Origin of the sequence: Azonexus sp. (assembly GCF_049652925.1) — a bacterium.
Taxonomy (GTDB): domain Bacteria; phylum Pseudomonadota; class Gammaproteobacteria; order Burkholderiales; family Rhodocyclaceae; genus Azonexus.
Map to the genome: position 1 here is coordinate 16,066 of NZ_JBASFI010000016.1, position 12,565 is coordinate 28,630.

Annotated in this window: 12 protein-coding genes; 2 read left to right on the forward strand and 10 right to left on the reverse strand. The window is 58.9% G+C overall.

Annotation, left to right across the window (positions count from 1 at the left end; translation table 11 throughout):
• Positions 1-3: 3 nt before the first annotated feature.
• From rseP to rfbD, 9 genes are all read right to left on the reverse strand, one after another.
• Positions 4-1,371 (reverse strand): RIP metalloprotease RseP, encoded by a 1,368-nt coding sequence (gene rseP / locus WBK19_RS07915; RefSeq protein WP_511288563.1) that lies wholly within the window; start codon positions 1,369-1,371, stop codon positions 4-6.
• Positions 1,368-2,564, reverse strand: coding sequence for a 1-deoxy-D-xylulose-5-phosphate reductoisomerase (gene ispC, locus WBK19_RS07920; protein ID WP_511288565.1), 1,197 nt, complete (start codon positions 2,562-2,564; stop codon positions 1,368-1,370). Before ispC ends, rseP begins: the two co-directional genes overlap by 4 nt.
• Complete coding sequence (locus WBK19_RS07925) at positions 2,561-3,391, reverse strand: phosphatidate cytidylyltransferase (RefSeq protein ID WP_511288567.1); 831 nt, start codon at positions 3,389-3,391, stop codon at positions 2,561-2,563. Before WBK19_RS07925 ends, ispC begins: the two co-directional genes overlap by 4 nt.
• Positions 3,384-4,145 carry a polyprenyl diphosphate synthase gene (uppS, locus tag WBK19_RS07930; RefSeq protein ID WP_511288569.1) on the reverse strand — a complete coding sequence of 254 codons (762 nt, stop codon included), beginning with the start codon at positions 4,143-4,145 and terminating at the stop codon, positions 3,384-3,386. The genes WBK19_RS07925 and uppS overlap by 8 nt, the downstream gene beginning before the upstream one ends.
• A 27-nt stretch (positions 4,146-4,172) precedes the next feature.
• On the reverse strand, positions 4,173-4,730 hold the full coding sequence (gene frr / locus WBK19_RS07935) for a ribosome recycling factor (RefSeq protein ID WP_511288571.1): 558 nt from the start codon (positions 4,728-4,730) through the stop codon (positions 4,173-4,175).
• Between the two features lie 14 nt (positions 4,731-4,744).
• A complete protein-coding gene (gene pyrH / locus WBK19_RS07940) occupies positions 4,745-5,461 on the reverse strand; it encodes a UMP kinase (RefSeq protein ID WP_226495333.1) in 717 nt (238 codons plus the stop codon).
• A 15-nt stretch (positions 5,462-5,476) separates the two neighbouring features.
• The gene (tsf, locus tag WBK19_RS07945; RefSeq protein ID WP_511288573.1) at positions 5,477-6,376 is read right to left on the reverse strand and encodes a translation elongation factor Ts; all 900 of its coding nucleotides are present in this window, start codon (positions 6,374-6,376) and stop codon (positions 5,477-5,479) included.
• 56 nt (positions 6,377-6,432) lie between these two features.
• Positions 6,433-7,179: a 30S ribosomal protein S2 gene (gene rpsB, locus WBK19_RS07950; RefSeq protein ID WP_511288575.1), complete on the reverse strand. Its 747-nt coding sequence runs from the start codon at positions 7,177-7,179 to the stop codon at positions 6,433-6,435.
• A gap of 187 nt (positions 7,180-7,366) precedes the next feature.
• Positions 7,367-8,278 (reverse strand): dTDP-4-dehydrorhamnose reductase, encoded by a 912-nt coding sequence (gene rfbD / locus WBK19_RS07955; protein WP_511288576.1) that lies wholly within the window; start codon positions 8,276-8,278, stop codon positions 7,367-7,369.
• Between the two features lie 115 nt (positions 8,279-8,393).
• Between rfbD and map the strand changes: the two genes are divergently transcribed.
• The gene (gene map, locus WBK19_RS07960) at positions 8,394-9,194 is read left to right on the forward strand and encodes a type I methionyl aminopeptidase (protein ID WP_511288578.1); all 801 of its coding nucleotides are present in this window, start codon (positions 8,394-8,396) and stop codon (positions 9,192-9,194) included.
• Entirely contained in the window at positions 9,194-11,752 is a 2,559-nt protein-coding gene (locus WBK19_RS07965; RefSeq protein ID WP_511288580.1) for a [protein-PII] uridylyltransferase, read from the forward strand. The genes map and WBK19_RS07965 overlap by 1 nt, the downstream gene beginning before the upstream one ends.
• A gap of 41 nt (positions 11,753-11,793) precedes the next feature.
• Here the strand turns inward: WBK19_RS07965 and WBK19_RS07970 are convergent, their stop codons facing one another.
• Positions 11,794-12,564 carry an S-methyl-5'-thioinosine phosphorylase gene (locus WBK19_RS07970; RefSeq protein ID WP_511288582.1) on the reverse strand — a complete coding sequence of 257 codons (771 nt, stop codon included), beginning with the start codon at positions 12,562-12,564 and terminating at the stop codon, positions 11,794-11,796.
• Position 12,565: the final 1 nt, after the last annotated feature.

Consider the following 12,565-nt stretch of genomic DNA (forward strand, 5'->3'; position numbering starts at 1 on the left):
CGTTCAGCCGTTAAACAGGCGGGTCAAGTCATTAAAAAAGGCGAAAGCCATCAAGGCGAACAGAATGGACATACCAACTTGCTGCCCAATTTCCATGGCTCGCTCTGAAAGCGGCCTACGCATGACGACTTCGAGCACATGATACAACAAATGGCCACCATCCAGCACCGGTATGGGCAGCAGATTCAACACCCCCAAGCTAATACTGACCAGTGCCATGAACTTGAGATAATAATCCAGTCCAAGACGCGCTGACTGGCCTGCGTAGTCAGCAATGGTCACCGGCCCTGATAGATTTTTCCATGAAACTTCGCCAGTCAGCATCTTGCCCATCATGACCAGGCTGAATATCGACTTGTCCCAGGTTTCGTCAAGCGCCCTGCCTGCGGCCTCAGCAACCCCGTAGCTGATGAAGGCCTTCACCTCTCGACGAGGTTTCGGGCCTTCGGCAACCGCCACGCCGATCTTCCCGACCGTCTGACCACGCTCCAAAATCGCCTCTGGTACCAAGTCGACCGCAACTACCTCACCCTGACGCTCAACTTCGAGACGGATGGATTTTGTCGCCGAGTCGCGAATGATCGCGACCAAGTCATACCAGGAGGAAACATCCTTTCCAGCAATAGACAATACCCGGTCGCCGGGTAACAAACCAACCCGGTCGGCGATGCCATTGGCGACAACTTTGCCTATTACAGCCGGCAAATCCGGCCGATAGAAGCGGACTCCCAGGCGCTCCAGTGCATCACCTTCCCAGCCTTGTTCCCCTGCAGCAGCCAGATAAAGATGGCGGACAGCTATTTCGTCGCGTTCGTTGACCACTTCAAGCGCTACGCTTTCCTGATCAACCGCCTTTTGCAATAGCATCCAGCGCAGGTCATTCCAGGTAGCCACCGGCTGCCCATCAACCGTCCTGACCTGCTCGCCGTTCCCGATCGCAGCCATGGCAGCAGGCGTACCAACGGATGGCGCGCCAAGCACAGGCAGCAATTCCTCGCTGCCATGCATGAATACAGCCCAATAGATCAGGATTGCCAGCGCAAAATTGGCCAGCGGCCCGGCCGCAACGATGATGCTGCGCTTGCCTACCCCCTGGCGATTGAAGGCGCGATGGATTTCTTCTTCCGCGACCGGACCCTCGCGCTCGTCGAGCATTTTCACGTAGCCACCCAGCGGAAAAATGCTGATCGCCCATTCGGTCTGATCTTTTCCCAGCCGCTTTTTCAACAGCATGCGCCCGAAGCCGACCGAAAACCGGAGCACCTTGACGCCACACAGCCGTGCCGCCAGATAGTGCCCCAATTCATGAAAAACAATCAGGACGCCGAGGACTACCAGAAAGGCAGCGAGGTAAAATGGAACGTTGTTCACGCGAAACTACGTTCCCGAACCATTTTGTGCGCCAACTGACGGGCCTCGGCATCAGCCGCCAGGACGTCAGCCAGACTGCCCTCCGGGCCAGCCGGCAAGGCTTGCAGAACTGCTTCATCAAGCTGCGCAATACCCAGGAACGGCAAAGCTCCATCGAGGAAGGCCGCGACCGCCACTTCATTGGCGGCATTGAGGATGGCAGGCGCTGTGCCTCCCTCTCGCAGCACGTCATAAGCCAGTTGCAGACAACGGAATCGTTCGAAATCCGGCGCCACAAAATCGAGACGGGCAATCTTGAACAGGTCCAGCGGCTCGACCCCGGCAGCGATGCGCTCGGGCCAAGCCATCGCATAAGCAATGGGTGTCCGCATGTCAGGGTTACCCATTTGCGCCAGGACAGAACCATCAACGTACTGAACGGCGGAGTGAATCACGCTTTGCGGATGAACCACGACCTGGATCATTTCTGGTGGTGCATCAAACAACCAGCGTGCTTCGATGACCTCCAGCCCCTTGTTCATCATGGTTGCCGAGTCGACAGAAATCTTGCGCCCCATCACCCAGTTTGGATGGGCACAGGCTTGCTCCGGGGTCACGTTGGCCAGATCGGCCAGGGGTGTGTTGCGGAATGGGCCACCGGAAGCAGTCAGCAGAATTTTCTGGACGCCGCACTGATCAAGCCCCCGAGCGAAATCAACGGGCAACGACTGGAAAATGGCATTGTGTTCGCTGTCGACTGGAAGCAGCGAGGCACCATGCTCACGCACTGCATGCATAAACAACTCGCCGGCCATGACCAACACTTCCTTGTTGGCCAACATGACCTTCTTTCCTGCGCGTGCTGCGGCGAGCGTTGGCTCCAGGCCGGCAGCGCCGACGATAGCCGCCATTACCGCATCGACTTCCGGCAGAGATGACAATTCAACGAGCGCTTCAACGCCGTGGCGGATTTCCGTATCCAGCCCGGCGGTGCGGCAACGTTCGGCAAGCTGGGCCGCCAGAGGGGCATCACGAAGCACAGCAAAACGAGGACGAAACTCAACGCACTGCTCGTACAGTTTTTCAAGCTGACTATGCGCACAAAGGGCAAAAGCCCGATAACGATCCGGATGACGCCGGATCACATCCAGCGTACTGACGCCAATCGAGCCGGTCGAACCGAGTACAGTGATGTTCTGCAAGGTCGCGCTCACCGTGCTGCGAACAACAGCCAGACCAGAGCCACGACGGGCAGTGTCGAGGTCAGGCTGTCAATACGATCAAGCACGCCACCATGTCCGGGAAGAATGTTGCTACTGTCCTTGATGCCGGCCTTGCGTTTGAGTAGCGATTCGTAGAGGTCGCCGACGATGCTGACAGCCGTCACACCAACCAGCGCTGCGATCCACAGCGGCAGGGACATAAACTCCAGTCCGAACAACTGACGAACCACCAGGCCGTAAATAACCACGCCAACACCGGCACCTATGGCGCCTTCCCATGTCTTGCCCGGGCTGATCGTCGGCGCCAGCTTGTGCTTGCCGAATGCTTTTCCGGAAAAATAGGCGGCGATATCCGCCATCCAGACGACGGCAAAAATACCAAGCAGCGCTCCGGCGCCAAGCATCCGCAACTGAACCATGGCCAGCCAGGTCGGCAACAGGACAACGGCCCCGACCAGAAGGCCCGAGAAGCCGCCGAGCGACCATTTGTTTTTCAGCCAGAGCGGCATGACCAGACACCAGAAACCTGCGGCCACCGCGTAGGCAATCAAAACCCAAGGCTGTGCTGGCACCGAGAGTTCGCCGGCACCGATCGCGTCCGGAACGACGATGGAGAGCAGGGCACAAAACAGCGCAGTCGTTAGGCCGAGGATGACACGACGGGAACTTGGCCAACTGAGCAAGGCGCCCCACTCCCAGGCTGCGACACCGATGAAACCTGCCACCAGCAAGGCCCAGCCGGCCTGCGATGAATAGAACAGACTAGGCAACAGCAATGCCATCAGGACCAGCGCCGTGATGACGCGTGTTTTAAGCATTCGGTTTTTCCACTAGCTGCTCGCTGGTCCGGCCAAAGCGACGTTCGCGCTGCTGGAACGACGTAATCGCCTTGTCGAACTCGGCCGTGTCGAAATCCGGCCAAAGGATAGGCGTGAAATAAAGTTCGGTGTAGGCCAGTTGCCAGAGCAGAAAATTGCTGATCCGCTCCTCACCGCCAGTGCGAATGAACAGATCGGGTTCCGGCGCAAAATTCATCGACAAATGCGGTTCGAGATCACTCTCCATCCAGCCATCGCGCTTTTCGGGCTGGGTGGCCAGCATTTGATTGGTCGCCTGCATGATGTCCCAGCGGCCGCCGTAGTTGGCGGCAATGGTCAGGTCGAGACGGGTATTGCCGGCAGTCCTCGCCTCGGCCTGGCGAATCAGTTCCTGCAGACGGGGCTCGAAACGCGACAAATCGCCGATGATACGCAGGCGAACACCATTGCGGTCCAGCTTGTCGACTTCCTGTTCCAGCGCCTTGACGAAGAGTTGCATGAGCAGCGACACCTCCTCCTGCGGTCGACGCCAATTTTCGGACGAAAACGCAAAGAGTGTCAGGTACTGGATGCCGCGCTCAAGACAGGCGCGAACCATCTCGCGTACCAGCTCGACACCTTTGACATGACCGGCGACGCGCGGCAGGAAGCGTTTCTTCGCCCAGCGGCCATTGCCATCCATGATGACGGCGACGTGCCGGGGCACGACCGCCGTTGGCGGAACCTGTCGTGTAGAACTGGAAAAGAAGGCCATGCAGCCGGGAATCCGAGCGGAACCGGCTTAAACCTGCATGAGCTCGGCCTCTTTGGCGGCGAGCATCTTGTCGACTTCGACGATATAGCGATCGGTCAGTTTCTGGACATCATCCTGAGCCTTGCGCTCGTCATCTTCGGGAATTTCGCCCTTCTTCAGCGCATCCTTGAGGTGGGTATTCGCATCACGACGCAGATTGCGAATGGCCACCTTGACGCCCTCGCCTTCGGTCTTGACGATCTTGATCATTTCCTTGCGACGCTCTTCGGTCAGCGCCGGCATCGGGACACGAATCAGCTCGCCCTGCGAAGCCGGATTCAGGCCGAGATCGCAATCGCGAATGGCTTTTTCAACCTTTTGCAGCATGGCCTTTTCCCACGGCTGAACGCCGATGGTACGAGCGTCAACCAGCGTTATGTTGGCCACCTGATTCACCGGTACCATGGAGCCGTAGTAATCGACCTGGACGTGATCCAGCAGGCCGGTATGGGCGCGGCCAGTACGAATTTTCTGGAGGTCAAGTCGCAGCGCCTCAAGGGACTTCTGCATCTTGCCTTCGGCTGTTTTCTTGAGTTCAGGAATCATTTGTTTAGTCTCCCTCAGCAATAGACCAGCGTACCTTCATCTTCGCCACAGACCACGCGCTTCAGCGCACCGGTCTTGAAGATGGAAAACACGTTGATCGGCAATTTTTGATCGCGACACAGCGCAAAAGCAGTCGCATCCATGACTGCCAGATTCTTGGAGATCGCTTCGTTGAAGCTGATTTTGTCGTAACGGGTCGCCAGCGGATCCTTCTTGGGATCGGCCGAGTAAATACCATCGACCTTGGTCGCCTTGAGGACGATTTCAGCGCCGATTTCCGAGCCGCGCAATGCTGCAGCGGTATCGGTGGTAAAGAAGGGGTTGCCGGTACCGGCACCGAAGATGACGATCTTGCCTTCTTCAAGGTAGCGGATGGCCTTGCCGCGGATATACGGCTCGACAACCTGCTCGATGTTCAGCGCCGACTGCACGCGGGCATTGAGGCCGCACTGGCGGAAAGCGTCGGACAGCGCCATGGCGTTCATCACCGTGGCCAGCATACCCATGTAATCTGCAGTGGCTCTATCCATCCCGGTGGCCGTACCGGCCATGCCGCGGAAGATGTTGCCACCGCCGATCACGACACCGATTTCCACACCCATGTCGGCGACCGCCTTGATCTCTCCGCAGATACCCGCGATGGTCTGCGGGTTGATGCCGTAGGCGTCATTGCCCATGAGGGCCTCGCCGGAGAGTTTCAGGAGAATTCGCTTGTACTTGGGTGCAGACATCGGCGTTCCTTTCAATTACTTCTTGGCAGCAGCGGCAGCAGCCTGGGCCGCGACTTCAGCAGCAAAGTCATCAACCTTCTTCTCGATGCCTTCGCCAACCAGGAACAGCGCGAAGCCAGCGACGGATGCGCCTTTCGCTTTGAGCAGTTGTTCGATGGTTTGCTTGCCGTCGGCAGCCTTGACGAAGACTTGAGCCAGCAGGGTAACGTCCTTCAGATATTTCTGGACGGTACCTTCGGCAATCTTCTCGAGCATGGCTTCCGGCTTGTTGTCAGCGCGGGCCTTCTCGATGGCGATACGACGCTCAGTGTCCAGAAGTTCCTGGGAAACACCCGATGCATCCAGCGCCTTCGGCTTGGAGGCAGCGATATGCATCGCCAGATCCTTGGCCAACTGCTCGTCACCGCCAACCACGTCGATCACGACACCAACCTTGGCACCACCGTGGATGTAGGAAACCAGCTTGCCCTTGGCTTCAAAACGGGCAAAGCGGCGGATCGACATGTTCTCGCCGATCTTGCCGACCAGAGCAGCACGGGTCGAATCAACAGTACCCTCGCCCATCGGCAGCGCGGACAGCGCAGCGACGTCGGCCGGGTTCTTGTCTGCAACCAGCTTGGCTGAGCCATTGGCCAGCGCGATGAATTCGTCGTTCTTGGCAACGAAGTCGGTTTCGCTATTGACTTCGATGATCGCACCAAGCTTGCCATCGGCAGAAATGCTGACGGCGACGATGCCTTCAGCTGCGACGCGGGTCGCGGCCTTGGATGCCTTGTTTCCGAGCTTGACGCGGAGGATCTCTTCAGCCTTGCCCATGTCGCCATCGGCTTCAGTCAAGGCCTTCTTGCATTCCATCATGGGCGCGTCGGTCTTGCCGCGCAGTTCTGCCACCATGCCTGCGGTAATTGCCGCCATATTTTTTCTCCTGAGCTTTTAAAACAGGCGGAGCTTAGCGCTCCGCCGTTACAACTTTATTCAGCTGTGTCGACGACTTCGACGAATTCGTCATCGCCACCGGCGCTAACGATTTCCTGCATGACCTGATTGCGACCTTCGAGGATGGCATCGGCCACGCCGCGGGCGTAGAGCTGGATGGCGCGGGAAGAGTCGTCGTTACCCGGAATGACGTAAGCAACGCCGTCCGGAGAGTGGTTGGTATCGACCACGCCGATGACCGGAATACCCAGCTTACTGGCTTCGGTGATGGCAATCTTGTGGTAGCCGACGTCGATGACGAAAATGGCATCCGGCAGGCCGGCCATTTCCTTGATGCCACCGATGGACTTCTGGAGCTTTTCCAGTTCGCGACGGAAGGTCAGCGCTTCCTTCTTCGGCATCTTTTCGAGTTCGCCGGCTTCAACAGCGATTTCCATGTCCTTCAGACGCTTGATCGAAGTCTTGACGGTCTTGAAGTTGGTCAGCATGCCGCCCAGCCAGCGCTGGTCGACGAACGGGGATTTGGCGCGCTGCGCTTCTTCACCGATGATTTCGCGAGCCTGACGCTTGGTGCCGACGAACATGACGGAACCGCGATTGGCCGACAGCTTCTTCACGAATGCCATGGCTTCGTTGTACTTGGCCAGGGTCTTTTCGAGGTTGACGATGTGAATCTTGTTGCGGGCACCGAAGATATACGGGGCCATCTTGGGGGACCAGAAACGGGTTTGGTGACCGAAGTGGACACCGGCTTCCAGCATTTCGCGCATGGTAACGGACATTGTAAAACTCCTTAAGGGTTGAACCTCCACCCGCCTGAAACGCCCGCCATTGTTGAATTCTGGCAGACACCCTTAATCGGCGGATGTGTGGATTTTGGTTGCCTGCACCGTGCAGACCACCGTTTTTCAGCCATAACGGCTAAGAAAAACCCGCGGATTATAGCAGCAGAACAGGCTTTCCGGAAGCTCAATAACCATTCTGCTTGAGCGCCAGCAACTGCAGCATGCGCTCCAGATAAGCTTGCCAGTCGGGCATCTGCAAGCCGAAGTCGGTTTCGAGGCGAGTGCAGTCGAGACGCGAATTGGCCGGGCGTCGGGCCGGCGTCGGATAGTCTGCCGTCGTGATGGCATGAATCGCCTCCGGCTTCAGGCGCAGATCAAAGCCCGGCATCTGTCCGGCCAGCCTGACAACGGTCCGGGCAAACTCGCACCAGCTGACCGGCCGTGCCGCGGCCAGATGGTAGATTTCATTTTTGGCCATTTTTTCCGGTTGACCGTGGCGAACCATGGCCAGCACGACGCCGGTCACCGTCGCGATCAGCGCGGCCGGGGTCGGCGATCCGATCTGGTCATCGACGACATTGAGGCTGTCCTTTTCGCGCGCCAGACGCAGGATGGTCTTGACGAAATTGTCACCACGAGCGCCAAACACCCAGCTGGTACGGAAGATCAGCGACTTGCCGCCGACGGCACGAATCGCCTCCTCGCCAGCCAGCTTGGTCCGCCCGTAAACACTTTGCGGTGCAGGCGGGTCGCTTTCGACATAGGGCGATGATTTGCTGCCGTCGTAGACGTAATCGGTCGAATAATGGACCAGCAAGGCGCCAAGCACAGCAGCTTCTTCGGCCAGAACACCGGGGGCCTTGGCATTGATCCGGTGCGCCAGACCGGGTTCGGATTCGGCCTTGTCCACAGCGGTGTAAGCCGTTGCGTTGACAATGACCGATGGCCGAACCTGACGAACAACGGAACGAATCTGCTCCGCATCGGCCAAATCGCATTGAGCGCGACCACAAGCGACCACAGTCCCATGCGGCGCCAGCGAACGCTGGAGTTGCCAGCCAACCTGGCCATCCTTGCCGAGCAGAAGAATCGTCATCGAAAAATTCGCAAGTCGAAGAGCGCGAGTATGCCACTTTGGCCGCTCCCGGCTTTGCGAAACCCGCCCCATCATTTATCCTTGTCCTTTACCAACGCACCGCAGAACAGCCGCCATGAGCATCAGCATCAAGACCCCGGAAGAAATCGAAAAAATGAGAATTGCCGGGCGTCTGGCCGGAGAAGTCCTCGATTACATCGCGCCCTACGTCAAGGTCGGCGTCACCACGGAAGAGCTCGACAAGCTTTGCCACGACTACATGGTCGATGTGCAGGGCTGCATCCCCGCCCCGCTCAACTACGCGCCGTCGGGCTACAACCCCTACCCCAAATCGATCTGCACCTCGGTCAATCAGCAGGTTTGCCATGGCGTTCCCGGCGAACGCGTGCTGAAGAACGGCGACATCATCAATCTCGACATCACGACGATCAAGGACGGCTATCACGGTGATACCAGCCGGATGTTCATCGTTGGCGAAGGCTCGATCCAGGCCAAGCGCCTGTGCGAAATCACCTTCGAATGCATGTGGCTGGGCATTTCAGTCATCAAGCCGGGGGCCCATCTTGGCGACATCGGCGCGATCATCCAGAAATATGCTGAAAAGAATGGCTGTTCTGTCGTCCGCGAATTTTGCGGCCACGGCATCGGCGCCAAATTCCACGAAGATCCGCAGGTGCTGCACTACGGCAAGGGCGGCACCGGGCCGAAGCTCGAACCGGGAATGATCTTCACCGTCGAGCCGATGATCAACGCCGGCAAGGCCGCCATCCGCGAAATGGCCGATGGCTGGACCATCGTCACCAAGGACCGCAGCCTCTCGGCGCAATGGGAACACACCGTGCTGGTCACCGAAACCGGCTACGAAATCATGACGCTTTCTGCCGGCGGCCGCGCCAAACCTGACTGGATCAACTGATGTCCTGCGATGTCGCCGCCCTGCGGGCTGAAGTCAAGGCGGCGCAGATCCGCCTTCAGGAAAATTACGAACGGACCGGCAATGCCGAAGCGCTGCTCGCCGAACGTAGCCGGCAAGTCGACAGCGTTCTCGAAAGACTCTGGGCCTCGTTCGATTTTCCGGCCACCCTGGCCTTGGCTGCTGTCGGCGGCTACGGCCGCGGCGAACTTTACCCGGGCTCCGATATCGACCTGCTGATCCTGCTCCCCAAGGATGCGAGCGGCGCTCTCCAGGAAAAACTGGAAAGGCTGATCGGCTCCTTCTGGGACATCGGCCTGGAGATCGGGCACAGCGTCCGGACCATCCAGGACTGCCTGAACGAAGCCGAAAACGACATCACGGTGCAAACAGCCCTGCTCGAGGCACGTCTGCTGACCGGCAATGCCAAGCTGTTCGCCACCTTCGAGAAACGTTTGCGCGGCCATCTCGATCCGCTGGTTTTTTGTGAGGCCAAGCAGATCGAGCAACAGGAACGCTACCTCCGTTTCAACGAGACCCCGTACAGCCTGGAGCCTAACTGCAAGGACTCCCCGGGCGGCCTGCGCGATTTTCAGGTCATTTTCTGGATCGCCAAGGCAGCGGGCTATGGGTCGACCTGGGAAGAGTTGCACAAGAACGGCATCATCACGCTGGAAGGCATGAATCAGGCGCGGGAGTGCCAGGAATACCTGTCCCACCTGCGCATTCGCCTGCACTTGATGATCGGGCGACGTGAAGACCGCCTGCTGTTCGACTACCAGAGCAACCTCGCCGCCAAGTACGGATTCGTCTCGAACGAAGCCAAGCGCGCCTCCGAGCAGCTCATGCAGGTTTACTACCGCAACGCCAAGACGGTCAGCCTGCTCAATACCATCCTGCTGCAGAACATGGCGTCAGCGCTGACCCCGGAAAACGAACAGACGCCGCAGCCGCTCGACGATAATTTCCAGATGGTCGGCAACCTGCTCGACATCCGGGACGAATCCCTGTTCGAAAAAGATCCATCAGCCATATTCGACAGCTTCCTGGTCATGCAGGAAACCCACGAGCTGTCCGGCATGACTACGCGCACCCTGCGTGCCCTGTGGCGGGCCCGCGACCTGATGACTCCGGAATTCCGCGCCGATCCGGCCAACCGTGCGATGTTCCTGAAGCTGCTGCAGAGCGACCGCGGCATCATCCATGAATTCCGGCGCATGAACCAGCTCGACATTCTCGGCGCCTACCTGCCCAATTTCGGGCGCATTGTCGGCCAGATGCAGCACGACCTGTTCCACGTCTACACCGTCGACCAGCACATCCTGCAAGTCCTGCGCAACATCCGCCGCTTCACGATGAGCGAGTTCGCCCACGAATACCCGCTCTGCTCGCGCATCGTCAGCGAACTGGACCGTCCGTGGCTGCTCTACGTCGCCGCCCTGTTCCACGATATCGCCAAGGGCCGCGGTGGCGATCACTCTGAACTGGGCACCGTCGACGCTTTGGAATTTTGCCAAAATCACCGGTTGACCGTGGAAGACACCGAACTGGTCGTCTGGCTGGTCAAAAACCACCTGGTCATGTCGCAAGTCGCCCAGAAGGAAGACCTCAGCGATCCCGACGTTATCGCCAACTTCGTCAAACTGGTCGGCGACATCCGCCACCTGCAGGCGCTTTATCTGCTGACCCACGCCGACATCCGCGGCACCAGCCCAAAAGTGTGGAACCACTGGAAAGGCAAGCTGCTGGCCGATCTCTATTACCTGACCCAGCACCATCTGAACCGTGGCGAAGCGCCCGCTGCGCACGGTGTCATTGCCGAGCGCCAGGCCGAAGCAATGCGCCTGCTACGCTTCTTTGCACTGTCCGACACGGTCCACGAGCGCCTGTGGAAACAACTTGATACCGTCTATTTCCTGCGCCACTCTGCTGAAGAAATCGCCTGGCACACGCGCTCGCTGCACTACCGTATCTACAACAACCAGCCGGTCGTCCGTGCCCGCCCGTACCAGGAAGGCGAAGGCCTCCAGGTGATGGTCTACACCCAGGACCAGCCCGACCTTTTCGCCCGCATCGTCGGCTTCTTCGCCCGCGCCGGCTACAGCATCGTCGACGCCAAGATTCACACGACCGCGCACGGCTATGCACTCGACAGCTTTGTCGTTCTGGATGTCGAAAATCGCGACAGCGACCGGGAAATGGTCGCTTACATCGAGCACGAACTGGAACAGCGCCTGGTCCAGCAGATGCCAATTGATGTGCCGTCGGCCGGTCGCCTGTCACGGCAGGTCAAGCACTTTCCGATCAAACCCGAAGTCGGCATCCGCGGCGACGAAAAAGGATCGCATTTCATCCTGTCGCTGGTCGCCGCCGACCGCCCCGGCCTGCTCTACACCGTCGCCAACACCCTGGCCGAGCACGGTGCCAACCTGCATACCGCCAAGATCACGACGCTCGGCGAACGGGCCGAAGACGTTTTCCTGATCAGCGGCGGTGACCTGCGCGACACCGGCAAACGCATCCGCCTGGAAACTGAGCTGATGGAACGCCTGAAGGTCTAGGTCTTGGGCAAGCGGCTGAATGCCGCTTACAGAAGATCCGCTTAAACCGACATTCCCATCGGCTGGCAGCTATCGGTACTGCCAACCAGTTTCTCGATGACCGACTTGACCCGCCCCATCGCCTCGTGGAGGACGTGCTCCAGGCTTTCGAAGTGGATGCCGTTGACACTGCTGCCGCGGCCCGCTGCATGGTTGGCCACGACGTTGATCGCGGCATAGGGCAAGCCGAGTTCGCGGGCCAGAATGGCTTCCGGCATGCCCGTCATGCCGACCACGTCGGCCCCGTCACGCTCGAGGCGATTGATTTCTGCAGCGGTTTCGAGACGCGGACCTTGCGTCGCGGCATAGACCGCGTCGACCTTGATGTCGATGCTCAATTGCTGTCCAGCCGCCAGAATGCGGCGACGCAGTTCGGCGTCGTATGGTTCGGTAAAGTCGACGTGCGTCACCGGCGTGCCGTTACCGTCGAACATCGTCGATTTGCGGCCCCAGGTGTAGTCGATGATCTGGTCGGGCAGGACGATGTCGCCCGGCTGCAGGTCGGGGCGAATGCTGCCGACCGAGGCCACCGAAATGACGCCAATCACCTTGTGGTGGTGCAGTGCCCACATATTGGCCCGGTAATTGACCATGTGCGGCGGAATGGTGTGGCCGTAGCCGTGACGCGGCAGGAAGACTGCCGGCTGGCCACATATTTGCCCGAAAACCAGGGCGCCGGATGCTTCGCCATAGGGAGTGCGAACAACTTCACGATGCGAAACGTCGAGATTGGACAGCGTTGTCAGGCCGCTGCCGCCGATGATTGCCAACATA

What these genes read in the sequence shown, in the direction of transcription:
- WBK19_RS07970 (WP_511288582.1), bottom strand. Translation starts at nt 12,564, where the DNA reads ATGTTGGCAATCATCGGCGGCAGCGGCCTGACAACGCTGTCCAATCTC.
- WBK19_RS07965 (WP_511288580.1), top strand. Translation starts at nt 9,194, where the DNA reads ATGTCCTGCGATGTCGCCGCCCTGCGGGCTGAAGTCAAGGCGGCGCAG.
- WBK19_RS07925 (WP_511288567.1), bottom strand. Translation starts at nt 3,391, where the DNA reads ATGCTTAAAACACGCGTCATCACGGCGCTGGTCCTGATGGCATTGCTG.
- tsf (WP_511288573.1), bottom strand. Translation starts at nt 6,376, where the DNA reads ATGGCGGCAATTACCGCAGGCATGGTGGCAGAACTGCGCGGCAAGACC.
- frr (WP_511288571.1), bottom strand. Translation starts at nt 4,730, where the DNA reads ATGATTCCTGAACTCAAGAAAACAGCCGAAGGCAAGATGCAGAAGTCC.
- pyrH (WP_226495333.1), bottom strand. Translation starts at nt 5,461, where the DNA reads ATGTCTGCACCCAAGTACAAGCGAATTCTCCTGAAACTCTCCGGCGAG.
- rfbD (WP_511288576.1), bottom strand. Translation starts at nt 8,278, where the DNA reads ATGACGATTCTTCTGCTCGGCAAGGATGGCCAGGTTGGCTGGCAACTC.
- rpsB (WP_511288575.1), bottom strand. Translation starts at nt 7,179, where the DNA reads ATGTCCGTTACCATGCGCGAAATGCTGGAAGCCGGTGTCCACTTCGGT.
- uppS (WP_511288569.1), bottom strand. Translation starts at nt 4,145, where the DNA reads ATGGCCTTCTTTTCCAGTTCTACACGACAGGTTCCGCCAACGGCGGTC.
- map (WP_511288578.1), top strand. Translation starts at nt 8,394, where the DNA reads ATGAGCATCAGCATCAAGACCCCGGAAGAAATCGAAAAAATGAGAATT.